Annotated in this window: 31 protein-coding genes; 17 read left to right on the top strand and 14 right to left on the bottom strand. The window is 59.3% G+C overall.

What is annotated here, in order from left to right; genetic code table 11:
* The first annotated feature begins 10 nt into the window (after positions 1 to 10).
* The 11 genes from ctaD to E8M77_RS19475 all read left to right on the top strand — a co-directional run bounded on the left by ctaD (position 11) and on the right by E8M77_RS19475 (position 7,914).
* Entirely contained in the window at positions 11 to 1,705 is a 1,695-nt protein-coding gene (gene ctaD / locus E8M77_RS19525; protein WP_137132299.1) for a cytochrome c oxidase subunit I, read from the top strand.
* Positions 1,706 to 1,773: 68 nt separating this feature from the next.
* Positions 1,774 to 2,730 (top strand): heme o synthase, encoded by a 957-nt coding sequence (locus tag E8M77_RS19520; protein WP_137132298.1) that lies wholly within the window; start codon positions 1,774 to 1,776, stop codon positions 2,728 to 2,730.
* Positions 2,727 to 2,864 (top strand): hypothetical protein, encoded by a 138-nt coding sequence (locus E8M77_RS19515; RefSeq protein WP_170975936.1) that lies wholly within the window; start codon positions 2,727 to 2,729, stop codon positions 2,862 to 2,864. Before E8M77_RS19520 ends, E8M77_RS19515 begins: the two co-directional genes overlap by 4 nt.
* A 34-nt stretch (positions 2,865 to 2,898) precedes the next feature.
* On the top strand, positions 2,899 to 3,501 hold the full coding sequence (locus E8M77_RS19510; protein WP_170975952.1) for a cytochrome c oxidase assembly protein: 603 nt from the start codon (positions 2,899 to 2,901) through the stop codon (positions 3,499 to 3,501).
* Positions 3,502 to 3,562: 61 nt separating this feature from the next.
* On the top strand, positions 3,563 to 4,438 hold the full coding sequence (locus E8M77_RS19505; protein ID WP_137132296.1) for a cytochrome c oxidase subunit 3: 876 nt from the start codon (positions 3,563 to 3,565) through the stop codon (positions 4,436 to 4,438).
* Between the two features lie 78 nt (positions 4,439 to 4,516).
* The gene (locus E8M77_RS19500; protein ID WP_137132295.1) at positions 4,517 to 4,900 is read left to right on the top strand and encodes a DUF983 domain-containing protein; all 384 of its coding nucleotides are present in this window, start codon (positions 4,517 to 4,519) and stop codon (positions 4,898 to 4,900) included.
* A 13-nt stretch (positions 4,901 to 4,913) separates the two neighbouring features.
* Entirely contained in the window at positions 4,914 to 5,636 is a 723-nt protein-coding gene (locus E8M77_RS19495; RefSeq protein ID WP_246659346.1) for an SURF1 family protein, read from the top strand.
* Between the two features lie 78 nt (positions 5,637 to 5,714).
* The gene (locus tag E8M77_RS19490; protein ID WP_137132293.1) at positions 5,715 to 6,080 is read left to right on the top strand and encodes a DUF1304 domain-containing protein; all 366 of its coding nucleotides are present in this window, start codon (positions 5,715 to 5,717) and stop codon (positions 6,078 to 6,080) included.
* A gap of 5 nt (positions 6,081 to 6,085) precedes the next feature.
* Positions 6,086 to 7,090, top strand: a complete 1,005-nt coding sequence (gene ispH, locus E8M77_RS19485; RefSeq protein ID WP_137132292.1) for a 4-hydroxy-3-methylbut-2-enyl diphosphate reductase — start codon at positions 6,086 to 6,088, stop codon at positions 7,088 to 7,090.
* A 231-nt stretch (positions 7,091 to 7,321) separates the two neighbouring features.
* A complete protein-coding gene (locus E8M77_RS19480; protein WP_137132291.1) occupies positions 7,322 to 7,510 on the top strand; it encodes a type II toxin-antitoxin system HicA family toxin in 189 nt (62 codons plus the stop codon).
* 5 nt (positions 7,511 to 7,515) lie between these two features.
* The gene (locus E8M77_RS19475) at positions 7,516 to 7,914 is read left to right on the top strand and encodes a type II toxin-antitoxin system HicB family antitoxin (protein ID WP_137132290.1); all 399 of its coding nucleotides are present in this window, start codon (positions 7,516 to 7,518) and stop codon (positions 7,912 to 7,914) included.
* Between the two features lie 20 nt (positions 7,915 to 7,934).
* Here the strand turns inward: E8M77_RS19475 and E8M77_RS19470 are convergent, their stop codons facing one another.
* Both E8M77_RS19470 and E8M77_RS19465 read right to left on the bottom strand, forming a co-directional pair.
* Positions 7,935 to 8,477 carry a GNAT family N-acetyltransferase gene (locus E8M77_RS19470; protein ID WP_137132289.1) on the bottom strand — a complete coding sequence of 181 codons (543 nt, stop codon included), beginning with the start codon at positions 8,475 to 8,477 and terminating at the stop codon, positions 7,935 to 7,937.
* Complete coding sequence (locus E8M77_RS19465; protein WP_137132288.1) at positions 8,477 to 8,785, bottom strand: DUF1778 domain-containing protein; 309 nt, start codon at positions 8,783 to 8,785, stop codon at positions 8,477 to 8,479. The genes E8M77_RS19470 and E8M77_RS19465 overlap by 1 nt, the downstream gene beginning before the upstream one ends.
* A gap of 186 nt (positions 8,786 to 8,971) precedes the next feature.
* Here E8M77_RS19465 and E8M77_RS19460 point away from each other — a divergent pair, with 186 nt between their 5' ends.
* The 3 genes from E8M77_RS19460 to E8M77_RS19450 all read left to right on the top strand — a co-directional run bounded on the left by E8M77_RS19460 (position 8,972) and on the right by E8M77_RS19450 (position 10,757).
* The gene (locus E8M77_RS19460; protein WP_137132287.1) at positions 8,972 to 9,943 is read left to right on the top strand and encodes a homoserine kinase; all 972 of its coding nucleotides are present in this window, start codon (positions 8,972 to 8,974) and stop codon (positions 9,941 to 9,943) included.
* Positions 9,940 to 10,380, top strand: coding sequence for a ribonuclease HI (gene rnhA, locus E8M77_RS19455; RefSeq protein ID WP_137132286.1), 441 nt, complete (start codon positions 9,940 to 9,942; stop codon positions 10,378 to 10,380). The genes E8M77_RS19460 and rnhA overlap by 4 nt, the downstream gene beginning before the upstream one ends.
* Before the next feature lie 68 nt (positions 10,381 to 10,448).
* The gene (locus tag E8M77_RS19450; RefSeq protein ID WP_137132285.1) at positions 10,449 to 10,757 is read left to right on the top strand and encodes a Dabb family protein; all 309 of its coding nucleotides are present in this window, start codon (positions 10,449 to 10,451) and stop codon (positions 10,755 to 10,757) included.
* Between the two features lie 39 nt (positions 10,758 to 10,796).
* Here the strand turns inward: E8M77_RS19450 and E8M77_RS19445 are convergent, their stop codons facing one another.
* The 10 genes from E8M77_RS19445 to E8M77_RS19395 form a co-directional block, all read right to left on the bottom strand.
* Positions 10,797 to 12,026, bottom strand: a complete 1,230-nt coding sequence (locus tag E8M77_RS19445; protein WP_137132284.1) for a hypothetical protein — start codon at positions 12,024 to 12,026, stop codon at positions 10,797 to 10,799.
* A gap of 351 nt (positions 12,027 to 12,377) precedes the next feature.
* Entirely contained in the window at positions 12,378 to 12,992 is a 615-nt protein-coding gene (locus E8M77_RS19440; protein WP_137132283.1) for a LysE family translocator, read from the bottom strand.
* A 334-nt stretch (positions 12,993 to 13,326) separates the two neighbouring features.
* Positions 13,327 to 14,187, bottom strand: coding sequence for a transglutaminase-like domain-containing protein (locus E8M77_RS19435; RefSeq protein ID WP_137132282.1), 861 nt, complete (start codon positions 14,185 to 14,187; stop codon positions 13,327 to 13,329).
* 355 nt (positions 14,188 to 14,542) lie between these two features.
* Entirely contained in the window at positions 14,543 to 15,442 is a 900-nt protein-coding gene (locus E8M77_RS19425) for a metal ABC transporter substrate-binding protein (protein ID WP_137132281.1), read from the bottom strand.
* Between the two features lie 17 nt (positions 15,443 to 15,459).
* Complete coding sequence (locus E8M77_RS19420; protein ID WP_137132280.1) at positions 15,460 to 16,332, bottom strand: metal ABC transporter permease; 873 nt, start codon at positions 16,330 to 16,332, stop codon at positions 15,460 to 15,462.
* Positions 16,329 to 17,081 (bottom strand): ABC transporter ATP-binding protein, encoded by a 753-nt coding sequence (locus E8M77_RS19415; RefSeq protein WP_137132279.1) that lies wholly within the window; start codon positions 17,079 to 17,081, stop codon positions 16,329 to 16,331. The genes E8M77_RS19420 and E8M77_RS19415 overlap by 4 nt, the downstream gene beginning before the upstream one ends.
* A gap of 279 nt (positions 17,082 to 17,360) precedes the next feature.
* The gene (locus tag E8M77_RS19410; RefSeq protein WP_137132278.1) at positions 17,361 to 17,993 is read right to left on the bottom strand and encodes a LysE family translocator; all 633 of its coding nucleotides are present in this window, start codon (positions 17,991 to 17,993) and stop codon (positions 17,361 to 17,363) included.
* 155 nt (positions 17,994 to 18,148) lie between these two features.
* A complete protein-coding gene (locus E8M77_RS19405; protein ID WP_137132277.1) occupies positions 18,149 to 18,427 on the bottom strand; it encodes an XRE family transcriptional regulator in 279 nt (92 codons plus the stop codon).
* A 113-nt stretch (positions 18,428 to 18,540) separates the two neighbouring features.
* Positions 18,541 to 19,026: a peroxiredoxin gene (locus E8M77_RS19400; RefSeq protein WP_137132276.1), complete on the bottom strand. Its 486-nt coding sequence runs from the start codon at positions 19,024 to 19,026 to the stop codon at positions 18,541 to 18,543.
* Positions 19,027 to 19,088: 62 nt separating this feature from the next.
* Positions 19,089 to 19,931: a protein-disulfide reductase DsbD domain-containing protein gene (locus tag E8M77_RS19395; protein WP_137132275.1), complete on the bottom strand. Its 843-nt coding sequence runs from the start codon at positions 19,929 to 19,931 to the stop codon at positions 19,089 to 19,091.
* 164 nt (positions 19,932 to 20,095) lie between these two features.
* Here E8M77_RS19395 and E8M77_RS19390 point away from each other — a divergent pair, with 164 nt between their 5' ends.
* The 3 genes from E8M77_RS19390 to E8M77_RS19380 all read left to right on the top strand — a co-directional run bounded on the left by E8M77_RS19390 (position 20,096) and on the right by E8M77_RS19380 (position 22,175).
* The gene (locus tag E8M77_RS19390) at positions 20,096 to 20,701 is read left to right on the top strand and encodes a YqgE/AlgH family protein (protein ID WP_137132274.1); all 606 of its coding nucleotides are present in this window, start codon (positions 20,096 to 20,098) and stop codon (positions 20,699 to 20,701) included.
* Between the two features lie 110 nt (positions 20,702 to 20,811).
* Positions 20,812 to 21,003 (top strand): CsbD family protein, encoded by a 192-nt coding sequence (locus E8M77_RS19385; protein WP_137132273.1) that lies wholly within the window; start codon positions 20,812 to 20,814, stop codon positions 21,001 to 21,003.
* A gap of 110 nt (positions 21,004 to 21,113) precedes the next feature.
* Positions 21,114 to 22,175 (top strand): putative zinc-binding metallopeptidase, encoded by a 1,062-nt coding sequence (locus E8M77_RS19380; RefSeq protein ID WP_137132272.1) that lies wholly within the window; start codon positions 21,114 to 21,116, stop codon positions 22,173 to 22,175.
* Between the two features lie 227 nt (positions 22,176 to 22,402).
* Here the strand turns inward: E8M77_RS19380 and E8M77_RS19375 are convergent, their stop codons facing one another.
* Together E8M77_RS19375 and E8M77_RS19370 are read right to left on the bottom strand one after the other, a co-directional pair.
* On the bottom strand, positions 22,403 to 25,306 hold the full coding sequence (locus E8M77_RS19375; protein ID WP_137132271.1) for an EAL domain-containing protein: 2,904 nt from the start codon (positions 25,304 to 25,306) through the stop codon (positions 22,403 to 22,405).
* A complete protein-coding gene (locus tag E8M77_RS19370; RefSeq protein WP_137132270.1) occupies positions 25,303 to 25,917 on the bottom strand; it encodes a GNAT family protein in 615 nt (204 codons plus the stop codon). The genes E8M77_RS19375 and E8M77_RS19370 overlap by 4 nt, the downstream gene beginning before the upstream one ends.
* Between the last annotated feature and the right edge of the window lie 25 nt (positions 25,918 to 25,942).

Genomic DNA, 25,942 nt, shown 5'->3' with positions numbered 1-25,942 from the left:
AGCAAAGACAATGGCTGGACATTCCACACATGACGGTCATCACGCCCGTGTCGCCGAAGAGGCGCATGGCCATGATGAACATCACGATCACAAACTGAGCTTCTTCGATCGCTGGTTCAAATCGACCAACCATAAGGATATCGGCACGCTCTATCTGATCTTCGCGATCATTGCGGGTCTGCTGGGCGGGCTTTTGTCGGTTTTCATGCGCATGGAACTGCAGGAGCCGGGCATCCAGATCTTCCATGGTTTGGCCTCGATGGTTTATGGTTTCGAGGGTGATGCAGCCATCGATGGCGGCAAGCACATGTATAATGTGTTCACCACCGCGCATGCGCTGATCATGATCTTCTTCATGGTCATGCCGGCCATGATCGGCGGCTTTGCCAACTGGATGATCCCGATCATGATCGGTGCGCCGGATATGGCCTTCCCGCGTCTCAACAACATTTCCTTCTGGCTCATCGTTCCGGCCTTCCTGCTGCTGATGCTTTCCATGTTCGTGGAAGGCCCGGCGGGTGCCTATGGCGTGGGCGGCGGCTGGACCATGTATCCGCCGCTTGCCACATCCGGCCATCCGGGGCCGGCGGTCGATCTTGCCATCTTCGCGCTGCATATTGCCGGTGCGTCCTCGATCCTTGGCGCGATCAACTTCATCACCACCATTCTCAACATGCGCGCTCCGGGCATGACGCTGCACAAGATGCCGCTGTTTGCCTGGGCTGTGCTGGTCACTGCCTTCCTTCTGCTGCTGTCGCTTCCGGTTCTGGCCGGCGGCATCACCATGCTGCTGACGGACCGCAATTTCGGTACGACCTTCTTTGCGCCGGAAGGCGGCGGTGATCCGATCCTCTACCAGCATCTGTTCTGGTTCTTCGGTCACCCGGAAGTCTATATCCTCATCCTGCCCGGCTTCGGCATCATCAGCCACATCATCTCGACCTTCTCCAAGAAGCCGGTCTTCGGCTATCTCGGAATGGCCTATGCCATGGTCGCCATCGGCGCTGTCGGCTTCATCGTCTGGGCGCATCACATGTACACGGTCGGCCTGTCGCTCGATGCGCAGCGCTATTTCGTGTTCGCCACCATGGTCATCGCGGTGCCGACAGGCGTGAAGATCTTCTCCTGGATTGCCACGATGTGGGGCGGCTCGCTGTCATTCCGCACGCCGATGATCTGGGCGATCGGCTTCATCTTCCTGTTCACCGTCGGTGGCGTCACGGGCGTCCAGCTGGCCAATGCCGGTCTCGACCGCTCGCTGCATGACACCTATTACGTGGTGGCCCATTTCCACTACGTGTTGTCGCTCGGCGCCGTGTTTGCCATCTTCGCCGCCTGGTACTACTGGTTCCCGAAGATGAGCGGCTACATGTATTCGGAAGCCATCGGCAACCTGCATTTCTGGGTCATGTTTGTCGGCGTGAACCTCGTATTCTTCCCGCAGCATTTCCTCGGCCTTGCCGGCATGCCGCGCCGCTATATCGATTATCCGGATGCCTTTGCCGGCTGGAACTATGTCTCCTCCATCGGCTCCTACATCTCCTTCGTTGGCGCGCTGATCTTCCTCTACGGCGTCTGGGAAGCCTTCGCCAAGAAGCGCGTCGCGGGCGATAATCCCTGGGGTGAAGGTGCAACCACGCTGGAATGGCAGCTGTCTTCGCCGCCGCCCTTCCACCAGTGGGAACAGCTGCCGCGCATCAAGTAAGACATGCGAACCTTCGGCGGCGCGCCGCTCACCGCGCGCCGCCAACTCTTTGAAAACAGGACTGACGCATGACCGCCATCGACAATCACGCCATGCTGGGAGCAGACGAGCACATTCGTCCGTCGGAAGCCAATGCGCGCGATTTCTTCGAGCTTCTGAAGCCGCGGGTCATGTCGCTCGTCGTCTTCACCGCCTTTGCCGGCCTGCTTCTGGCGCCGGGCACGATCAATCCGGTGCTGGGCTTCATCGCCATCCTGTGCGTGGCCGTCGGCGCCGGTGCATCCGGCGCGCTCAACATGTGGTATGATGCCGATATCGATGCGGTGATGACGCGCACGGCGCGCCGCCCGATTCCGTCCGGCCGAATCCAGCCGAATGAGGCGCTCGCCTTCGGGCTGACACTCTCCACCTTCTCGGTCGCCATTCTCGGGCTTGCCATCAACTGGTTTGCCGCCGGGCTTCTGGCCTTCACGATCTTCTTTTATGCCGTCGTCTACACGATGTGGCTGAAGCGCTCGACGCCGCAGAACATCGTCATCGGTGGTGCGTCGGGCGCTTTCCCGCCCATGATCGGCTGGGCTTGCGTGACCGGCGGCGTGTCGCTCGATAGCGTCATCCTGTTCCTCATCATCTTTCTCTGGACGCCGGCGCATTTCTGGGCGCTCGCTCTGTTCAAGATGCGCGATTATGGCTCCGTCGGCATTCCGATGATGCCGAATGTCGCCGGCGAACGATCCACCAAGCACCAGATCGTCGCCTATGCGGTGGCAACCGCCGTCGTGGGCGTTGCGCCAACCATGACCGGCCTGGTCGGCTGGGCCTATGGTATCTTTGCCGCGCTTCTTGGTGCCATCTTTGTTCTCTGTTCCATCTCCGTCTGGCGTATGGCGGATGGTGACGAAAAGATGGTGCCCGCCAAGCGCATGTTTGCCTATTCGGTTTTCTATCTGTTTGCGATCTTTTCAGGCCTGATTGCCAGCCATTATGGCGCAGTCTTTTCAGCCTTTGCCGGAGCCCTGTCATGATCGAGACCGTCAAGCTCAACGAGGCGCAGAAGAAATCCCGGCGCGGGCGCAATATCGCGCTTGGCCTGGTGCTCGCAGCACTGGTTATCCTGTTTTACGTGGTGACGATGATCAAGCTTGGCGGCATGGCCTGACGGCCAATAAGGGGGAGGGGAGAGGCAGATGAGTGTGAACGACAGCGGTATGACGCCCCGGAAGGTGAATAACGGCACCATTCTGGTCTCCTGTCTCGTCTTCGTCGGCGCCATGCTGGGGGCCGCCTATGCCTCAGTGCCCCTTTACCGCCTGTTCTGCCAGGTCACCGGCTATAACGGCACCACGCAGCGCGTCGAACAATATTCGGAAACGGTGCTCAACCAGACAATGCGCGTAACCTTCGACGCCAATACGTCGAACGGGCTGAACTGGGCGTTCAAACCGGTTGACCGCTCGGTGGAGCCGAAGATCGGCGAGACGGTGCAGATCAATTATACGGCGACGAACCGCTCACCTGTTGCCACCACCGGTACCGCCGTCTTCAATGTCACGCCGATGGAAGCTGGGGCCTATTTCAACAAGGTGCAGTGTTTCTGCTTCACCGAAACGACGCTTCAGCCGGGGGAAACCCTGGAAATGCCGGTGGTGTTCTTCGTGGATCCGGAGATCGTCAAGGCGGAAGAAACACGCAATATCAAGACCATCACGCTGTCCTATACATTCTATCCCAGCCAGGGGGCAAAGCCGGTCGCCGGCTTGCAGGATAAAATTGAAGACAGCGCGAAAAAGTTGTGAGAGAGGGCTTTCCCGCTTGTCGGGCGGGGGGGCTTGAGGAGAAACTTCGGGGACTGATCAGATGGCCGATGCGCACCAAAAGAACCACGACTACCATATCATAGACCCGAGCATCTGGCCCTTCCTGGCCTCTGTCGGCGCCTTTGTCGTCACCTTCGGTGGCGTTGGCTATATGCGCTATATCCATGGCGCCGAGTTTAAGATGTTCGGCCTCAACTGGGCCAATCCCTGGCTGTTCTTCATCGGACTGGCCATCATCATCTATACCATGGTCGGCTGGTGGGCCGATACGATCAAGGAAGGCCGCGAAGGCCATCATACGCCGGTCGTATCGCTGCATCTGCGCTATGGCATGATCATGTTCATCGCCTCTGAAGTGATGTTCTTCGTGGCCTGGTTCTGGGCGTTTTTCGATGCCAGCCTCTATCCCCATGAGGCGATCCAGGCGAGCCGTGTGACCGCGACCGGTGGCCAGTGGCCGCCCAAGGGCATCGAAGTGCTCGATCCCTGGCACCTGCCGCTCTACAACACGATCATCCTGCTTCTGTCGGGCACCTGTGTCACCTGGGCGCATCATGCGCTGCTGCACAATGATCGCAAGGGCGTTATCAACGGTCTGGCGCTCACCGTGGCGCTTGGCCTGTTCTTCTCCTTCGTGCAGGTTTACGAATACGCCCATGCTCCTTTTGACTTCAAGGGCTCGATCTATGGCGCGACCTTCTTCATCTCCACGGGTTTCCATGGTTTCCACGTCTTTGTCGGCACCATCTTCCTGCTCGTCTGCCTGATCCGCGCGATGAATGGCGGCTTCACCTCCACCAAGCATTTCGGTTTCGAGGCCGCCGCCTGGTACTGGCATTTCGTCGATGTGGTCTGGCTGTTCCTGTTTTTCGCCATCTATGTCTGGGGCGGCTGGGGTGCGCCGCTGGCGCATTGAGAAAAGCGCCGTGCAACATTTAGGGGAAGGGGCGGCACGTGCCGCCCTTTTTCATTCTAGTCACTGAAAGGCCAGGCCATGAGCCAGAACCAGTCGCAATTTCCCCCGCAGGATGCCATTCGCACCGGCCTTGCAGGCCATTGTCCGCGCTGCGGCGAGGGGCCTTTGTTCGGCGGTCTGCTGACGGTGAAGCCCTCCTGTTCGGCCTGCGGGCTGGATTATGGCTTTGCCGATTCAGGCGATGGACCGGCCGTCTTCGTCATGCTGCTCGTTGGTTTCCTGGTGCTCGGCTTTGCGCTCTGGTTCGAGTTCACCTTTCATCCATCGATCTGGCTGCATCTGGTCATCACGGCGCCGCTTTCCGTTGCGGCCTGCCTGTTGACCCTGCGCCTGTTGAAGGGCGTGCTGATTGCCCTGCAATACAAGCATAATGCCAGCGAAGGGCAGATCAACCGTGAGTGAGACCGCAGCCCGCATGAGCCTCATCAAACGCATCGCAACCGGCATTGTCTTGCTCCTGGCGCTGGCGATCCTGTTTTCGCTCGGCACCTGGCAGGTCAAGCGGTTGCACTGGAAGGAAGGCCTTTTGGCGCAGATCGAGGCGCGCCGCAGCGCCGAACCGGTGGATCTTTCCGTGATCGAGCAAGCGCAGAAAACTGGTAAAGACCAGGAATATGCGCGGGTGCGCGTCACCGGCAGTTTCGATCATGCCCATGAACGGCATTTCTTCGCCACCCATCAGGGCGCCAGCGGCTTTTACATCTATACGCCCATGATGCTGGCGGCCGATGGCCGCGTGCTTTTCGTCAATCGCGGCTTCGTGCCCTATGAGATGAAACAGCAGCAGACGCGGCCGGCAGGCCAGGTGACGGGTGATGTCACGATCACCGGCTATCTGCGCAATCGGCTGGCGGAAAAACCCTCTTCGCTGGTGCCGGACAATGATCTGGCCAAAAACATCTTCTACTGGAAGGACTGGAGCGCCATGGTCGAGACGGTTGGGCTTGATGCGTCAAGCGTTCTGCCCTTCTTTGTCGATGCCGATGACCGCGTGAAAAACCCCGGCGGTTTTCCATTGGGCGGCGTCACGCAATTCGACCTTCCCAACAACCACCTGCAATATGCGCTCACCTGGTATGGTCTGGCCGCCGCGCTCGTGGCCGTTTCCGGCATTATGCTGTTTCGGCGCAAACCTTGATTTCAAACGGCGTTGCTGCGGGGGCGGGGCGTCGGGCTTCAGGTGAGAACACGCTCTAAAAGAGGGGGGGAATTTCGAATGTCGATCCTGTCCAATCTGCTTGTCGCACTGGTGGCCATCGAACACATCTATATCCTTGTGCTGGAAATGTTTCTCTGGACGAAGCCCCAGGGGCGCAAAGCCTTCGGCCTTTCGCCGGAGCGCGCCGAAGCAACAAAAGTGATGGCTGCGAACCAGGGGCTCTACAACGGCTTTCTCGCCGCGGGTCTCATCTGGGCGCTGGTCCATCCCGATCCAGCCTTTAGCCATCAGCTTAAACTGTTTTTTATTGGCTGCGTCGTGCTGGCTGGCCTATATGGGGGTGCAACGGCCTCGCGGAAGATTTTCGTCATTCAGGCGCTTCCCGCGGCCCTTGCCCTGATTGCCGTCCTCATCGCAGGCTGAACCGAATGAATATGCATGTGAACCGACCGCCGCTGACGATCCGCCTCTGTGGCCCGCGCGGTTTTTGCGCTGGCGTCGATCGGGCGATCCAGATCGTCGTGCTGGCGCTGAAGGCCTATGGCGCGCCGGTCTATGTGCGCCATGAGATCGTCCACAATCGCTATGTCGTGGAGGGATTGGAGGCCAAGGGCGCGATCTTCGTTGAGGAATTGAACGAGATCCCGGAAGAGCATCGTGCCCAGCCGGTGGTGTTTTCCGCCCATGGCGTGCCGAAATCCGTGCCGGAGGATGCCCAGAGCCGCAACCTTTTCTATCTGGATGCCACGTGCCCGCTGGTCTCCAAGGTGCATAAGCAGGCCATGCGCCACCAGCGGCTTGGCCGCCATGTCATCCTCATCGGCCATGCCGGGCACCCGGAGGTGATCGGCACGATGGGTCAATTGCCCGAAGGCACGGTGTCGCTGATCGATACGATTGCCGATGCCGAAAGCTACCAGCCGCTCGATCCGGATAATCTCGGCTATGTGACGCAGACGACGCTGTCGGTGGACGATACCGCCGGCGTTATTGCCAAGTTGCAGGAACGCTTTCCGAACCTGACGGCACCATCGGCCGACAGCATCTGTTATGCCACGACCAACCGCCAGGAAGCCGTCAAGCAGGCTGCCCCCGGCTGCGACCTGTTCATCGTTGTCGGTGCGCCGAATTCCTCCAATTCCAAGCGCCTGGTGGAAGTTGCGCTGCGCGCCGGCGCCACGCGCTCGCTTCTCGTACAGCGGGCTGCCGAAATCGATTGGGCGGAGATTGGCGAGATCGGCACGCTCGGCATTTCGGCAGGCGCCTCTGCGCCGGAAGTCATCGTCGATGAAATCATCGAGGCCTTTCGCGAACGCTTCGATGCCAAGGTGGAACTGGCCATCACGGCGGAGGAAAACGAGCATTTCCTCGTCAACCGTGAGCTTCGCGATGTGGAACTCACCCGCGAGGACATGGCCTGGGTGAATGGGTGAGCGGCGACGGCGCCAGCCGGCAAAAGGTGCCAGTGGCACGTTTTGAGCCGCGAACGCCCTGAGCTTCAAGCGAAGGGCCGGGGGTGGAACCCAGCGCGACGGCGCCAGCCGGCAAAAGGTGCCAGTGGCACGTTTTGAGCCGCGAACGCCCAGAGCCCAAAGCGAAGGGCCGAGGGTGGAACCCAGCGAGACGCCTTGAATTATACACGCAAGATGTGTATAATTTCCCAGATGAGAAGTTCGGATATCATCGCGGCCCTGAAAGCAGATGGTTGGTACGAGGTATCCACCAAAGGCAGCCATGTGCAATTCAAGCATGATGTAAAGTCAGGACGCGTCGCCGTGCCTCATCCCAAACGGGATATCGCCATCGGAACTTTGAAGAGCATTGAAAAGCAGGCCGGCCTGAAACTGAGGTGATCCGCATGCGCAACTATATCGGTCTCATTCACAAGGATCCGGACAGCGATTACGGCGTGTCCTTTCCTGATTTTCCTGGCGTCATTACCGCTGGAACAGATCTGGATGATGCAAGACGCATGGCGCAGGAGGCGCTTGAGTTTCATGTCGAGGGCATGATCGAGGATGGCGAGGCCATTCCGGAACCCTCGTCGCTGGAGGCGGTCATGGCGGATCCTGACAACCGCGATGGTGTTGCGGTACTGATTGCGCTGAAGACCACGGCCAGGAAGGCGGTCCGGCTGAATATCACGCTGCCGGAAGATGTGCTGATGGCCATCGATGCCTATGCCGAGGCGCATGGGCTGACGCGTTCCGGCTTTTTGGCGCAGGCCGCGCGGCGGCAGATGGTGGGCTCGGCATAAGAACAGAGATTAAATCTCCATCAGCTGACCATCTTCCTCACCGTTGCCACGGGCAGGAACATCCGCATCGGTTTTGATGGCAGCGGCTGAAATCCATAGCCGGTATAGAGTTCGGCGCGTTTTGCGGTGCGCTGCGCGTCGCCGCAATCGAGTACGTCCAGGATGATCACTGACAGGCCGATCTGATCGGCAGCGCTGGCAATTCGCAGCAGGCAATCGATGAGCAGATGGCCGCCAATGGCCTGGCCTGCATACCGTTTGTCGCGACCGATCATCGAAATATAGGCCGCCGGAATATAGCCATGCCCTGGTCGCCGCCGCGCATAGGCCGGTGGCAGACCGTCGCAGCGCATGGCATGGGCATTGATGGCGTAAAAACCCATGATGCTGCGCCCGTCCTGCGTCATCACGAAGACGCGCAGATTGTCGGCTTCAGCCAGTTTGTTGGCCGTCTTGCGCAGGAAATTATCGACCTGCTCCACGCCGCATGAAAAGCCGGCGCGGTCATGGCGTGCCGGGTCGAGAGGCTCGATCAGATAGGGTTGCGCCTCGCGATGCGCCATCAGCGCGACAGTGTGGTCTTGCGATAGTGCTCGAGTGCTTGCGTCAATTGCGCCGTCGGCTGTGGCGGATTGTCGAGCGCCTGGAAAAATTCTGCATGGTCCACCGGTTGCAGCATGGTCTGTTCGTGCGCGGCAATGGTTTCCAGTGCCGATCGATAGGCGGCATTGATGGTGAAGGCGGAATCATCCACACCGCTCAGCGCTGCGGCGCGCTGTATGGCCTGCTTGATGCGCTTCTTGGTGCGAAAATTCATCCGCGCCTCATTCGGCTCGTCAATTTCGCCGGCCAGATTGTCGAAAGACAGCATGTTCGTTTCCACCTTTGTCTATGCGCATAATGTACGCCTTTCAGCTGTACATTACAACGATGGCGCCACCGCCACCCCGCGCAAATCCTGTGCCCTTGGCGCCCAAGGGGCTAGCCATGCCGGCGCCTGCCGCTGTATGCCTGTCCCTAACCGAGATTGCAGACGCACCCCGCAGGAACCAGAGATTTGGCCGTTTACACCGATATCGCCGAGAGCGACCTGAAGACTTTCCTGGCGCATTATGCAGTCGGTGATCTCACCTCCTATCGCGGCATTGCCGAGGGCGTGGAAAATTCCAATTTCCTTTTGCACACGACGAAGGAGCCGCTGATTCTGACGCTCTATGAGAAGCGCGTCGATGCCGGCGATCTGCCGTTCTTCCTCGGCCTGATGCAGCATCTGGCTGAGAAGGGCCTGTCCTGCCCGCTGCCTTTGCCGCGAAAGGATGGCGCGCTGACTGGGCAATTGTCCGGCCGGCCGGCAGCGCTCATCTCCTTTCTCGAAGGTGTCTGGCTGCGCAAGCCCGATGCCTCCCATTGCGGTCAGGTGGGCAAGGCACTGGCTGAAATGCATCTTGCAGCCGGTGATTTTTCCATCCGCCGGCCCAATGCTTTGTCTCTCGATGGCTGGGTGGAGCTTTGGCAGAAGGCGGCACCCCGCGCCGATGAAGTGCTGGAAGGGTTGGCAGCTGAAATCGGCGATGAGCTGGATTATCTCTCCGGCCATTGGCCGAAGGACCTGCCGTCCGGCGTCATCCATGCCGATCTGTTTCAGGACAATGTTTTTTTCCTCGACGGCCAGCTGTCGGGCATCATCGATTTCTATTTCGCCTGCAATGATCTTCTCGCCTATGACGTGGCGATCTGCCTGAATGCCTGGTGTTTCGAGGCCGATGGCGCCTTCAATTTCGCCAAGGGCGCGGCCATGCTTGCCGGCTATCAATCGGTGCGGCCATTATCGGCAGAAGAGATTGCAAGCCTGCCCATTCTGGCGCGCGGCTCGGCGCTGCGCTTCTTCCTCACCCGCCTTTATGACTGGCTGACGACGCCTGCCGGCGCGCTGGTGGTGAAAAAGGATCCGCTGGAATATCTGAAAAAACTGCGCTTCCACCGGGCCATCATCTCGCCCACCGAATACGGGCTGGAGATTGCGCCATGAAACAGGTGGAAATTTACACGGACGGCGCCTGTTCCGGCAATCCGGGCCCGGGCGGCTGGGGCGCCATCCTGCGCTATGGCGAGACGCAGAAGGAGCTTTACGGCGGCGAGGCCGATACGACCAACAATCGCATGGAACTGCTGGCGGCGATTTCGGCGCTGAATGCGCTGAAAAGTGCCTGCGAGGTGGATCTGCACACCGACAGCAAATATGTGATGGACGGCATATCCAAGTGGATTTTCGGCTGGAAGAAGAACGGCTGGAAAACCGCCGACAAGAAGCCGGTGAAGAATGGCGAACTCTGGCAGCAGCTGGATCTCGCCAACCAGCGCCACAAGGTAAAATGGCACTGGGTCAAGGGCCATGCCGGCCACCCGGAAAACGAGCGCGCTGATGAACTGGCGCGGCTTGGCATGGCGCCGTTCAAAACCCGCTGAGGGATGAGGCGCTGACTGAAAAAATGACCGTCAACCGATCCGGTTTGCGGCAGCGAGGGAGGAAAACCATGATCCTGCACTGCGTATTCCTGCGGCTGAAGGCGTCATTGCCACCTGCCGAGAAACAGTCGATCTTTGCGGCAATTGCGGCGCTGAAAACCGTCATACCCGGCATTGCCGGCATTTCCTTTGGCCCCAATGTCTCGCGCGAAGGTCTGAGCGGCGGTTTTCAGGATGGTTTCGTGGTCACCTTCGAGACCGCTGATGCCCGCGACGCCTATCTCTCGCATCCCGACCATATGGCGGTTGGCGACCGCATCGTCGCCGCCTGCGATGGCGGGCTCGCCGGACTGCTGGTATTTGACATGGACGTGTGAGGGGGAGGGAGGCGCAGTGGTCGGTTGGGGGACCCACTGCTATGGCTCTACGCCTTCTGCCATCATGGCTTCAGCCGCAATCCAGCGCACTATCGGCACGACGCTTTGCAGCGAGTTGGACGCTGCGGAATACGGCTCAAACGAAGCAGTCAATTGGCCACGCCTACTTTTCTTGGAATGCACCACTGCACAGCGGATATCGTAAAGCCACCGTGAAACTTCCGCGCATGTGTCAGTTCCGAGTATAAGGCCCCTAATCGGTACTCCGGATGAAGTCATTAAATCCCTACTGACTATCGATAGATCCTCGCTGGTGCTCTTCAAAATGAGTGTCTGAATATTCTGCTCTGTAAAAAGATGCTTAATCAGTGCTGCGAGTTGCACTTTTTCGATGTCACGGCCGAGGTTGGTCTGAGCGGGAATCTCCCCAAGAAAATACTCAAGAACATTGTAGAACCCTATGAACGCCTTCATCGGATTGATCTCTTTGAGGCCGGAGAAGTAGTGTGAGAGTAGAACAGGATTATAGCGATTTATGGCCTGCACGTGCTCAACAGACAGGTCCGTTTCCGTCCACTCGGTGTCTGACGGCCTAAGCGGCAGGACAGTCGTTTCCGGTCCAACAGCTCGAATTGATATATCCTCAAGTGACATTGCTTGATTGAAGTCCAATAGACCGTCGCCTGATTTGAGAACGCGCATACGTCCAATATATCCGCTGCGATAAGGCGTCGGACTGATAGCCGTGGAGATCTTGCTTTCAAGGGTTGCTGCGAGCGTCTTTACGTATGCCTGTAGGCAGTCTGCAGCGCAATTTCGCCCTATGTCCCAGCTCGACAGGTTAACGTCTACAAAACCGTCAGCAGCTAACACATACGCCACATCTGGATCGTTGTATACATCCAGCACCAACGATCGCGTGTGCCGATTATCGACATTGACGTAAAAATCGTCCGGGTCATTGCTCCAGAATCTGAACCTATCTAACTTGGCACAGATTTTTTGCTCGTCGTGAATTCTGCTAAGCTCGAATAGATAGTTGTCTACAAGATAATCTATATCAGCTTCTGAAATCTCGTCAGTCTCGTGCTCAAAACGAATTTTGGCGACAAGCTCAAGGTCGTCGATGTAGTAGAACGCTTGGGCTGTGAGGACAGGTTCGCTAGTTACTGCGGGGTGTAATAGCATGTCATGGGAAAGGCCGGTGAATCTTACAATTTTCCTGAAGTTATTGCCGCCGCTAAGATGCAGAATGACGGTCGTTGCCATAGTAAAGCTCTAGTTATTTTCAATTTCGAGATTCTATAGTAAAAATTTCTCGCGCGCCACTGCGATTTAAAGTAGCAGATTTACTGTGATTGGTCGCATTGGCTGCAGTCATGCTGCTTCATGTCGCTTTCTGGAAGACGTGAGGCTCAAGTCAATGACCATCATGGGCTCAAAGCCCCTCATCCGGCTGCGTCCTGCGGACCCTTCTCCCTGCTTGGCGGGGCGAAGGGATATGCCGCACTGGTTCTACCTTTTCGAGATGTCATCTGCCTCGTTCCCTCACCCCGCTCTTGACGGGGTGAGGGGCTTAACCTGCCATATCGTTCTGCGCCGCTGCTTTATTCACGATCATCAATTTCGTGTCGCGATAGCGGCTGCGGCCCCGCCCAGAGCGACGGCTCCAATCCGGTTCGCAATCCGTATGGCGCGAGGGGTTCGCAATAGAAGCCGCGCTTTGTGCGCGAGGAAGGTCCAGGTCAAATCAATTGCGGCAAGCGTCACCAACGTGGTGGCTGCGAGGATTGCCCATTCCTGAAGTCCCGTAGCAGAAAGATCGATCAAGGACGGCAGAAGGGCAATGTAGAACACCATAATCTTCGGATTGCCCAAGGTGAGCGCCATGCCTGCGCCGAACATGGACAAGGGCGAGGCACGCCGAGGAAGATCGTCAGCACTTTCGCCCACTGGCTTGTGCCACATCTTGAACGCCAACCAGCAGAGATACGCGACGCCCAGCCACTTCAAGACGTGAAAACCGAACTGGAATGTCTGAGCCAACGCTGTGAGGCCAGCCATTGCCATAGTAAGCCAAATTACCTCGCCGATCCACATAGCGGCGACGAAGGGGATGACGTCTCGCCAACCATTGGTGATCACACGCGATACAAGTGCGGCTATACTCGGGCCGGGCGTGCCCGCGTTTAGAAGCAGGGCGCCTGCAAAGATAGCGACAGACAACAGTTCCATGGGTGACCTCGGATAGAGCGGCTTTTAAAGACCTTAGCCGATCATTATTCGTTATTCCATCTGGTCACAAATTCCCTGTTCCGCAACGTTTTTTCCCGAGTCTGGCGATATTGCAGACCAAGCAATCTTGCGGCAGCGGCCATGCCATTCCGATGGCGCGAGACCGCCGATGGGAAGCCGTCGCTGCCTGCGATGGCGGGCTCGCTGCGCTTCTGGTGTTTGACATGGACGTGTGAGGGTGGCCTCAGAAACGTCGCAAAACTCAGCCGCGAAACCTGAAATTTCGCAGCTGAGTTTCCTTGGTTGTTCAGTGCGTTTGGTTTTGTTGCGCAGGTTAGAAATCACTCAACATGACGGCGACAGCCTCGCCTTGCGGGAAGCTGACAATCCGATTTGGTAAAGGCCAGTCCGCTAAAGCGTCCGGTTCACCGTCCCCGTTAAGATTGGCGTTCTTGAGCCGTGAAGCGAGTTGGTCGAGCATTGTCCACGCCTGCTGAGACCACTCGGTTGAAACGCGGGAAAGGTGTTCTGATAGACCCCAATAATCCCAGGGTTTCAGTTCCAGCCGGCGCAGGGCGGCGATTTCGCGAAACAGGCTCCCCGCGGCGAACCACTCCCCAGCAAGATCTAGGCTCGACACGCCAAACTGCGCGGCGATCTCCGGCTTGTCCTTGATCCAGAACCATGCCTCGCTTGCGGTTAGGAACCGCTCCGGCGGCACGTCCAAGCTATCGAATGACACTCCGTCGATAGCCGTAAACTCTACATCGAGCCGGTTCCAGCGCATTCCGTCATGCCATTCACACAGCCAATGATCTTCCCAATGGCCAGGCACCAAATAATCTGCAAACCCGACCCGGAGGCGAGCCGGGATGCCGCGCTCACGAAATCCACTCACCGCTAGTAGAGCGAAATCCCGGCATACGCCGCCGATTTTAAACTGTGTAGAACAGCCTTCAAACAAATCGCGTTTTGCGGCCACAGACAGAATCTCTGCCACCGAACGAAGCTCCAGATCTGCGGCCTGTTCAGGTTTGAAGCCTCGCTCTTGGGATTCAAGCCCGCGAGGATGCTGCATGAATGAGCCAATCCACCGGGCAATTGATTTTGGCTCGATGCCAGCGCGCATCAATGTTTCGCGATACGGCCCAGGTTCTGAGTAGGTGCTGTGGGAAGCATAAAAGGATTTGCGCATTGCCGTCTCTTTCCAATGGAGATTGAGACATGACAAGGAGGGCAAATTTTCAAAATTTGTCAATTGGGCGCTTTGTGGCGATAGCAATGTCTCGCCGAGCCGCTGGTGTTTGACACGGACGTATGAGGCTTTGCCTCGGCTGCACCCCCCTCTGCCCTGCCGGGCATCTCCCCCTCAAGGGGGGAGATCTCCGTGTCGCCGACGCTTGCAACGTTTTTGTAAGCTCTCGGTATATATATCGTGTTCTTTAAGTCGGGGCCGTCCCCCTTGCCGATCTCCCCCCTTGAGGGGGAGATGCCCGGCAGGGCAGAGGGGGATAACTCCCGCTCTGCCGCCGGTATTCGCTCCAATAAACTCAGCTGCCCTTCAGCATGGCAGCAGAGAGCTGGTCCACGTTAAACCGGAACATCTTCTCATAGGTGGCTGCCGGGCCGGATGGCTTGGAGAGCGCTTCAACATAAAGCTCGCCGCCCGGCTGGGCGCCGGTGGCTTTCGCCACCTGCTTCACAAGGCGGGGATCGTTGGAGTTTTCAAAGAAGTAGGTCTTCACCCGTTCGGCCTTGATCTGGTCGATCAGCTTGGCCACATCCGCGGCGGAAGCTTCGCTTTCGGTGGAGACACCGAGCGGCGAGAGGAAGGTCACCTTGTATTCGCGGCCGAAATAGCCAAAGGCATCATGGCTGGTCAGCACCTTGCGGCGATCCTCGGGGATCTTTTCCAACTTTTCGCGCGCATAGGCATCCATGGCGTCGAGTTTTTTCGTGTAGGCCTCGGCATTCGCCTTGAAGGTGGCAGCGTCTGCCGGATCGGCAGCCGACAGCGCCTTTTCGATATTGGCGACCCAGAACTTCACATTCACCGGGCTGTTCCACACATGCGGATCGGTCACAGTCTTGCCGTCCTCATCCATGGTGCGGGTCTTCACACCTTCCGAGACGGTGACAGGCTTGGACTTGGTGCCGGAGGCCGAGATCAGCCGGTCGAGCCAGCCTTCCAGACCCTCGCCCGAAACGAAGACCACATCGGCGGCCTTCAGGGCCTTGGCATCCTTCGGCGAGGGTTCAAATTCATGGGGGTCGCCGTCGGGGCCAACGAGGCTCGTCACCTTCACCTTGTCGCCGCCCACCTGGTGGACGACATCGGCGAGCACGGTGAACGAGGCAACGGCCTTCAGCTCAGCCGCCGAAACGGGGGCGGAAAAGGCCATCAGCGCCGGAATGGCAGCGGCGGCGAGAAGCGTTTTTCTAAACAACATGGGCAAGCTCCTTGAGGTCAACCCTTGAGATGCGGGCGGGGGAAATAGCGCCGGGCAAGGCCGGAGGGCGCGATGAAGATCGAAGCGCCATAAATGATCGCCGCCACCATGATGATGGTCGGACCGGAGGCGATTTCGAGATGATAGGAGGCAATCAGGCCGAGATAGCCGGAGATGAAGGCGGTCAGTGCGGCAATCGCCAGCATGCGCGGCAGGTTGCGCGACCAGAGCTGGGCAATGGCCGCCGGCAGCATCATCAGCCCGACGGCCATCAGCGTGCCGAGCGCCTGGAAGCTTGCCACGAGATTGAGCACCACCAGCGCCAGAAAGGCGATGTGATAGAGCGGTCCGCGCCCGCCAACGGCGCGCAGGAAACCGGGATCGAAACATTCTGCCACCAATGGCCGGTAGATCAGCGCCAACACCAGAAGCGTGACAGAGGTGATGGCGCCGATCAGCACCAGCGCTTGCGTATCAATGGCAAGGATGGTGCCAAACAGCACATGCAAGAGGTCGATATTGGAGCCGCGCAGCGAGACGATCAGCACGCCAAGCGCCAGAGACGCCAGATAGAAGCTGGCAAAGCTTGCATCTTCCGACAGAACCGTGGCGCGGCTGACAGCGCCGGACAAAAGCGCAACCGATAGACCGGCCACCAGCCCGCCAATGCCCATGGCCGTCAGCGACAGCGAACCGGCAACCAGATAGCCGATGGCAGCACCCGGCAGTACGGCATGGCTCAGCGCATCGCCCATCAGGCTCATGCGCCGCATCATCAGGAACACGCCCATCGGCCCGGATCCGAGTGCAAGGCAGAGGCACGCCACAAGCGCCCGGCGCATGAAGCCGTAATCCACCATGGGTGCCAGGAAAATCTCATAGGCGCTCATGCGGCCGTCTCGCGTTGCGGCGCGCAGATCTCTGCCGTCTCGTCGAAACGCTCGGCCATGGCGCGGGCGCGGGCCAGATTGTCCGGCGTCATCACATCCTTGGTTGTGCCCCAGCCGATCAGCTCGCGGGCAATCAGCAGCGTCTCTGGAAAATGCGTGCGCACCTGGTCAAAATCGTGAAGTACCGCCACCACCGTGCGGCCTTCGCCATGCCAGTTGCTGACAAGCCCCAAGAGGTCGCGCGTCGTGCGCGCATCGATGGCGGTAAACGGCTCGTCGAGCAGGATCAGCCGCGCATCCTGCAATAAAAGCCGTGCAAACAGCACGCGCTGGAACTGGCCGGCCGATAGAGAGCCGATGGCGCGCTTGTCAAAACCCTCAAGGCCCACCGCATGCAAGGCGCCTTGCGCCTTTGCCAGGGCGGCCCGGCTGACGCGGCCAAAGGCGCCGCTTTGATGCCAGTCACCCAGAAGCACCGTATCCAGCACATTGATGGGAAAGCGCCGGTTGATCTCGGCGGCCTGCGGCAGATAGCCGATTTCGGCGCGCTTCAACCCGTGTTCGATACGGCCTTCGGCAGGTGCAAGCTCGCCGATAATGGCTTTCAGAAGCGTCGATTTGCCAGCCCCGTTCGGCCCGGCAATCGCCGTCAGGCTGCCGTGCTTCAGCGTGCCGGAGACATGATGCACCGCCGGATGCCGGTCGTAGGCAATGGTGAGGTTGGAAAGCGTCAGCGCGGCCTCACTCATGGCAGGCTGACCGCCCAGGAAATGGCAAGCCACAACCCGGCAATGACCACAAGGGCTGCCGCCATGCGCGAAAGCGCTGCATGCTGCATCAGGCTGATGGGGGAGGGCTTACGCATGACTGGCCTTGGAACCGTTATTGTATAAGCGTTATGTTATAACAAATGCGGCGGGATCAAGGCAAGCAGGAAGACACGATCAAGACGTAAGAACCACTGTGGTTCCAAGTGGTGAGGCGGTGGGGCAGGGGCGCTCCTGAAAGCCCCTGCCGGTTTCAAGCCATCATGGACGCGCGCTGAAGGCCAGGCGGCACGCAAGACCCGTGAAGACGGTTGCGAGAAGATACTGGGGAAGCTTGGGAAACCGCCGCATGGTCGAAAGCTTTTCCCGCAGATGTCCTCCCAGAATGGTCACTGTGCCATTCACAAGGAGGCCGACTGCGTTGAGGATTGTCGCCAGCAGAACCATTTGCAGCAGCATCGAACCCCCCGATGGGGTCACGAATTGCGGAAAGAGCGCCAGCACAAACAGCGCCATCTTCGGATTGAGAAGATTGGTGGCAAGACCTTCGGTGAATATGCGCCTTCTTGAGAGAGGCTTGATCGTGGAGGATGGAGCAAAAGCCGTGCCGTCCGAGCGCAGGGTCTTGTAGGCAAGATAGATCAGATAGAGACATCCTGCCCAGCGGATGACGTCATAGGCGACGGGCACCGCCAGAAAAAGCTGCGACAGGCCAAGCCCCGCAGCCATGGCGTGGCAGTATGTTCCGGCAGCAATGCCCAGATAGGTCAGAAATCCGGCAGAGCGCCCCTGGCTCACGCTCCGCGACGCGATGAGCAACATGTCCGGGCCCGGCGTGGCAGTCAGCACCAGTGCGGCAGCGGCAAAAATCATCAATGTGGAAAAGTCCGGCATAATCGTTTCCTTTTGGAATGGAGCCGGAATTCCCGTTTATCACCGCACCTTCCAATAGCAACTGTTTTGCTGCAACCCTTCCGAAAATTCTCGCTCCGTCGCGATTGATGCCTGTGGCCAGTTGGGTGCCGGAGAGTTGGCGGCAGCTCTCCAGATTACGCCACGTCTTTCACCCGGATTTCAACAGTGAGATGCGCGGCGGCGGCGATGTTGACGAGCGCATCGAGAGAGAATTTGGCAAGCTTGCCGCGCAACAGATCATTGGTGCGGGGGCGTGTCAGGCCGAGCCGTTTTGCAGCCTCCTCCTGGGGAATGTCCCAGGCCAGAACCGCCTTGCGGATTTCATACAGCATCGCGGAACGCGCTTTGAGGTTGGCAGCTTCCTGCTGCGTATCTGCGAGTGCATCCCAGACGTTTGCGTCGATGACCTTCATGTCCGTACTGTATCAGTTTCGATACACACTGACCAGACAGCAGTATCCCCCATCCGCAAACGAAAAAAGCGGCCCTTGCGGACCGCTTTTCAAAGTCATCGCCGAGAAAGCTTTCAGAGCTGTTCCAGCATGGCGGCGGCACCGGAAACGGTGGCCTGGCCGGGATTTTCTTCCAGGTTGAAGGAGGTCACCACGCCATCTTCCACCAGCATGGAATAGCGCTTGGAGCGCACGCCAAGGCCTGCGGCTGCCAGATCGATGTCGAGACCGATCGACTTGGTGAAACCCGCATCCCAATCCGACAGGAAGTGGATCTTGCCCATGCCGCCGCTCTTTTCTGCCCAGGCGCCCATTACGAACCAGTCGTTGACGGCAACCACGGCGATCTCGTCGACGCCGTGCTCCAGAAGCGCATCGCGGTTTTCCAGATAGCCGGGCAGGTGGTTCAGTGTGCAGGTGGGGGTAAAGGCGCCAGGCACGGCAAACAGAACCACTTTCTTGCCCTTGAACAGGCTCTCGGTCGTCACTTCGACAGGGCCGTCAGCGGTCTTTTCCTTGAAGGTTGCAGCAGGCAGGGTGTCACCGACGGAAATCGTCATGCTCGTCTCCTCGAACGGGGGAAATGGATCGTTGAAAGTTCGCGGCCGACTATAGCTTCGGTTCAATCGAAGGCAAGCGAGGTTTCCATGGCGCGGTTGCCGGCAATCACCAGAATACCCCAGCGCTTGCCCTTCGGCTCATAGGCTTTGGGAAGCCTGCCCACGGGCATGTCCACCCGGTAGAGGCCTTGCGTGGTCTGCGGGTTCTTCTGGTCAAACAGAACATGGCCATTGGGGCCGGCGACGAAGATCTGCGGTGTATCTGCGCCATCTGGCAGGCGAAGACCAAGGCTCAAACTCTCGTGCCCTCCGGTCAGCGCATAATGGGTCACGGCAAAATCGGCGGATGGCTTTTCCGGCAGCGACTGGCGGGCTTTGTCCAGAATGAGGTTTTCTTCCAAGGGCAGGCCCTTGGCCTGTCCCAGATCCAGCTTGAACTCCGCCTGGAAGGGAATGCAGACATTGCGGCAGAGCCCGACAAACACATTGGCATTCAGCGTCAGCGGCTTTTGCAGGTCATCGATCTTCAACGTGAAGGGCAGGGTCACGGCATGGTCATAGCCCAGATCCCGTACACCCTCATTGTTGAATTGCCGGGGAACCGGAAATTCAATCGTCTCGAGCGTGATGCCCTCGCCGGGCGATAGCGAGATCTGCGGCGGTATGCCGGCCTGGCCCGGCTCCTTCCAATAGGTGATCCAGCCGCTTTCCGGCTCGATCTGCAGGGCACCGCGCACCGTGCCATCCGGCTCCGGCGCAAGTGCAATGATTCGCATCTTGCCACCCTGGTTTGTTGCCCAGGGCGTCATCGCCGCCAGCGCGCCTTGCGCCAGGCACAGGGGTGCGAGCGCCAGAAGGGCGGCAAATGCATGGCGGTGGCGGCGGAACAGGGTAAAAAGGGACATGAAGCGAGTTTTAGCGATCGCGGATGCGCTCTGCCAGTCACATGATGAGATCTCGGATCATTTTCGGTTGATTGATCGGCCGGGCTGCCCCATCTTGTTTCGATAGAGGCTTTTGATGAAGAGCCGCCCGCCCAAGGGCCGGGCCACCCACAGGTGGAGGCACGATGACATTCACAGCATTGAAGGACAAGCGCGAACGCGGCTTTCTCGACGGTCAGTTTGTCATTGCCATGCCCGGCATGCAGGATGGCAATTTCGCCCGCTCGGTCGTTTATATCTGTGCCCATTCGCCGGCTGGCGCCATGGGCTTCATCATCAATCGGGCGCAAACCGTGTCCTTTACCGAAATCCTCCTGCACCTGAAACTGGTGGAACAGCCGGATGCCATCATGCTGCCGCGCGCGGCGCGTGATTTCCCCATCCTGAATGGTGGACCGGTGGAAACCGGGCGCGGCTTCGTGCTGCATTCGGATGATTATTCCAGCGAAAGCAGCATTCCGGTCAGTGACGATATTTCGCTCACGGCGACGCTCGATGTGGTGCGCGCCATCTGCGATGGCCGTGGTCCGCGCCGCGCCACTATGCTGCTGGGCTATGCCGGCTGGGGGCCGGGCCAGCTGGAAAGCCAAATCGGTGCCAATGGCTGGCTGAACTGCCCGGCCAGCGAAGCGCTGATCTTTGATCGCGCACTCGACAACAAATATGAACGGGCGCTGGCGCTGATGGGCGTTCGCCCGGAAATGCTGTCCATGGAAGCCGGCCACGCCTGAACGCGTCTGCCCCTCGCATGATCTTTCTGGAACCAGAATAAATCTGCCGCGTTGTCTTGTCGAAGCCGCCGCAACTTTCTCAAAAGGGCGGTCAACCAAGGAGAAACACCATGGGTAGTATGAGCGACAAGGTATCCGGCAAGGCAAATGAACTGGCTGGCAAGGCCAAGCAGGCTGTCGGCGACGCGACCGACAACCCGTCCCTGGAAGCCAAGGGCCATGCCCAGGAAGCCAAGGGCAAGCTTCAGCATGCCAAGGGCGAAGCGAAGGATGCCATCAAGGGCGTCGTTGATCGCGCCTGATCCTTCCGATTGATGATATGACACAGCCTGTTCCGCCATTTTGGCGGGGCAGGCTTTCCGTATATGAGCTTCCAGCATTTCCCCGATCCGTTTTCCCAGGACTGAAATCCATGCGTCTTTATGATTGCGACCAATGCGGCCAGTCGATCCATTTCGACAATCGCATCTGCGTCAATTGCGGCCATCGGCTGGCCTTCATACCGGAACGCATGGCCATGCACGCGCTGCGGGATGAGGGAAACGGTCTGTGGCATCTGGGGGCGGAGCCAAGCTATGCGGTGCGCCTCTGCGCCAATGCCGCTGATGATATCTGCAACTGGACCATTCCGCCCGAAGGCTCCGAGACCTTTTGCGTCTCCTGCCGGCATAATCGCCTTGTGCCCGATACCACCACGCAAGAGGGCTTAAGCCAGTTTCGCCGCATCAGCCAGGCGCAGCGGCATCTGTTCTATTCGCTGCTGAAATGGGACCTGCCGCGCACCACGCGCGCCGAAGATCCGCAAGGCGGCCTTGTCTTCGATTTTCTGGTCGATGAGATCAAGCCGGATGGCACCGTGGTGCCGGCCATGACCGGCCATGAGGACGGGCTGATCGCCATTCGCGCGGCAGAAGCGAATGACGCAACGCGCGAGCAGATCCGCGTGTCGATGAACGAGCCCTATCGCACCATGCTTGGGCATTTCCGCCACGAAACCGGCCATTACATCTGGGACAAACTGGTACGCGATCGTGGCCGGCTGGCGCCCTTCCGCTCGGCCTTCGGCGATGAGCGGCTGGATTATGCCGAGGCGCTACGCCGCAATTATGAAAACGGCCCGCCCGTGGATTGGCAGGAGCATTTCATCTCCACCTATGCGGCAACCCACCCCTGGGAGGATTTCGCCGAATGCTTTGCGCATTACCTGCATATCGTTGATACGCTCGAAACCGCCCGCGCCTTTGGCATGGGAACAGATCCCTGGGGCCATTCGGATCTGTCATCGGAAGTGGCTTTCAACCCTTACCGCGCCCGCGATGCGGCACAGTTGGTGGAAGCCTGGATCCCGTTCAGCGTCGCCATGAATGCCGTTCACCGCTCCATGGGCGTGCCGGATCTCTATCCGTTCATCCTGACACCCACCGTGGTCGCCAAGCTTGAATTCATCCACGGACTGGTGCACGGCCAGCATTAGCGGGGGATCAATTGGCGATGGCCTTCCCCACAAACGGCATCTGAAGACCCCTCCCAAACCCTCCCCACAAGGGGGAGGGCTTAACCCAGCCTCGCCCTCGTGCGATGGAACCGTCACGTGATGGAATTGGGCGATGTCCGCAGTTCTTCTCCCCCCTTGTGGGGGAGATGGCCGGCAGGCCAGAGGGGGAAAACCGAGCCGCAGAACCGCTTACCGCAGCCTGAACGTCACGCCCGTTTCGTCAGCGGAAAGCGTTCCTTCAAAAGGCGCTGCACCGGTTCGGGTGCCATGGGTGCGCCGAACAGGAAGCTCTGGCCAAACTGGCAGCCCATGCGGGCAAGCTCGGCGGCATCCTCGTCGCTGCCAATGCCTTCGGCCACCACGGCCATGTCCATGGCGCGCGCCATGCCCACCATGGAGCGCAGAAGGATGATGCCCTTTTCCGAATTGTCGAGCACTAGCGATTTGTCGAGCTTGATCGTATCGAAGGGGAACTGGGTCAGGTAACCGAGTGAGGAATAGCCGGTGCCGAAATCGTCGAGCGCCAGGCTGATGCCGGTTTCCTTCAGCTTGGCCAGCACCAGGCGCGCCTGTTCCGGGTTCTCCATCATCATGGATTCCGTCAGTTCCAGCTTCAGCCGGTGCGGATCGCAATGGCTGCGTGCCAGAAGCGCGCGGATTTCGTTGAAAAGATCGCCGTTCAGCAGTTGCGCGCTCGACAGGTTGACGGAGATGAAGATCGGCAGCTCGCCCGTCTGCTTTTCCCAGGCCGCCAGATCGCTCGTGGCGCATTCCAGCGCAAACATGCCGAGTGGCTCGATGAGATCCGACATTTCGGCAATCGGGATGAATTCGCTCGGCGGTATCGTGCCGCGCTTGGGGTGTTCCCAGCGCATCAGCGCCTCGAAACCGGCAATCTCGCCATCCTCCAGCCGGATGATCGGCTGATAGGCAAGCGACAGTTCGCGCCGTTCGATGGCACGGCGAAGATCCGTCTCGATCTGTAGACGGTCCGGCGTGCCATTGGTGCGGAAGGCCGGGCGGAAGGGTTCCACCCGGTTGCCGCCGCCGCGCTTGGCGCGGTACATTGCAAGCTCCGCATCGCCCAGCATGCTGGCGGCGTTTTCCTGCTGGTCCACCCAGGAGGACAGGCCGACAGAGGCGGTCAGGATCACTTCACGATTGGCAAAATTGATCGGCACGCGGATCGCCTGGCTCACCGCATCGGCAAAATCCGCCACCTTGGTGGGATCACGCTCGGAGACGAGAATGATGCCGAACTGATCGCCGGAAATGCGCGCCAGCGTATCCTGCGGCTTCAAGAGGCGGCGCAGGCGCCGCGTCAGCGCGATCAGGATATTGTCGCCGGCAACGATGCCAAGGCTGTCATTCACCTGCTTGTAGCGGTCGATATCGATCGCCATCACTGTCGGGCGCACGGTCTCGCTGGTGCCGGCAATCGCCAGCATGGATTGCAGCCTGTCGAGGAAAAGTTGGCGGTTGGGAAGGCCCGTCAGGTTGTCGTGCAGCGCATCGGCCAGCAGCCGTTCGACGGAATTCTTCGGTTCCGTAACGTCGATAATGGTGCCGACGCAGCGGATGATTTCGCCGTTGGAGCCCAGTACCGGCCGGGCGCGGATTTGTAGCCAGTGGAAATGCCCGTCTTCGGCGCGTACGCGAAACTCGTGGTTCAGCCGGCCCTTGCGGTGTTCCAGAAGCACGTCGAGCGTCGCCTTGAAGCGGTCGCGGTCATCGGGATGCAGGCGCGGCAGCCAGTTGCGCACCGGACCATGCATGAGGCCCGGCGAAAGGCCGAGCTTGAAGGAAATGTCGGGCGTCGTCACCAGCCGGTCGCGCGCCACGTCCCAGTCCCAAACGGTATCGCCACTGCCCATCAGCGCCAGAGACTGGCGCTCCAGATCGGAAAACAGGCCCTGCTGGTAGGCGCCGCCGGCAAAGGCGTGCTGCATCACGGTAAAGCCGATGAGGAGAACGATCAGCACCAGGCCGCCGCCCAGCGCCGGCTGGATGATGTCATTGTCCAGGCGCCCGGTCACCGTCAGCCAGCCGCCGAACAGCCAGACAAGGATCAGCGCCCAGGTGGGCACCAGAAGAATGGCCCGGTCATAGCGGTTGAGGCCGAGATAGATGATCAGCGGAATGCCGGCAGAGGCGGTCAGCACCAGCGAGAAGCGGGCAATGCCGGCGGCAATCGAGGGATCGTAGATCGCCACGCCAAACAGCAGGCCAAGACCGATCACCCAGGCAAAGGTGGCATAGCCCAGATGCACGTGCCAGCGATTGAGGTTGAGATAGGTAAACAGGAAAATGACGAGCGAGGAGGCAAGCGCGACTTCCGCGCAGGCGCGCCAGACGCGCTCATCGCTGGAGGTGATGCTGATCAGCTTTTCGAGAAAGCCGAAATCGACGCAGATATAGGCAAGCACTGCCCAGGCAAGGGCGGCCGCCGCCGGCAGCATGGATGTGCCCTTGACCACAAAGAGAATGGTGAGGAACACGGCCAGCAGGCCGGCAATGCCCAGCACAATGCCGCGATAGAGCGTGAACGAGTTGACCGTATCCTTATAGGCGTCGGCTTCCCACAGATAGAGTTGCGGCAGTTCCGGCGTTGCCAGTTCGGCAACGAAGGTGACGACCGCGCCGGGGTTCAGCGTGATGCGAAACACGTCGGCATCCGGACTGGAAACGCGATCAAGCGCAAAGCCTTCCGACGGAGTAATGGCATCAATGCGGCGCGAACCGAGATCCGGCCAGACAAGCTTGGAATCGACGAGGCGGAAATGCGGCGCCACGATCAACCGGTCCAGCTGTTCTTCGGACACATTGGCGAGCGCAAACACTGCCCAGTCACCCTGGTGGCCGGGCGAACTGGCGCGCACCTCGATGCGCCGGCGAATGCCGTCGGATCCCGCCGCGGTTGACACCTGGAAGGCCTCGCCCTGGTTGACATAGATGTCGGTGGTGGCCGTCAGGTCGAGCGCAGCATTGTCGCGCGAGATCTTCACCGGCTCGAAGGCAAAGGCCGATGAAAGCGGCGCCAGCAGCAGGAGGACAAGCGCGATGGCCACACGGCGCAGCGGGCACGGGAATATGGTGCGGGCCTCTCTCATTTTAAGGCCTGCATCCTGTCATCCACCTCGTCACCAGCCAGCCGGGAATAGAGGATATGATCCCGCCATTCGCCGTTGATTTTCAAATATTTCCGCAACAGACCTTCCCGCTCGAAACCGGTCTTTTCCAAAAGCCGGATACTCTTCCAGTTCTCCGGAATACAGGCTGCCTCGATACGGTGCAACTGAAGCCCGGTGAAGATATAGGGTACTACAAGGCGGAGTGCGGCAAACATATGACCATCGCCGGCATGACGCTCGCCCATCCAGTAGCCGATCATGCAGCTTTGCGCCGCACCCCGGCGGATGAGGCCGATGGTGATCCCGCCCAAAAGCGCGTGATCCTCGCGCCGGAAGAGAAACAGCGGCACGGCAATGCCTGAGGAGAATTCCTGTGTATTGCGGGTCACGCGGGCGCGAAAGGCAGATTCGGTCAGCTCGTCATGGCGCCAGCTTGGCTCCCAGGGCTGCAGGAAGGCACGGCTTTCCGAGCGCAGGGCATACCAGCCGCGATAATCCGTATAGCGGGGAAGGCGCAGCAGATGGTGATCGCCGTATAGTTCCGGTGTGTCCTGCTGGCGCGACAAAAAGCGAAACACCGATCTCGTCATCCTTTGTTTGTTTCGCCCCGTCCGA

It is taken from the genome of Rhizobium sp. FY34, assembly GCF_005222845.1.
Classification (GTDB): domain Bacteria; phylum Pseudomonadota; class Alphaproteobacteria; order Rhizobiales; family Rhizobiaceae; genus Neorhizobium.
Note: the sequence above shows the minus strand (reverse complement) of the source record. Positions and strands in the feature narration are given on the sequence as shown.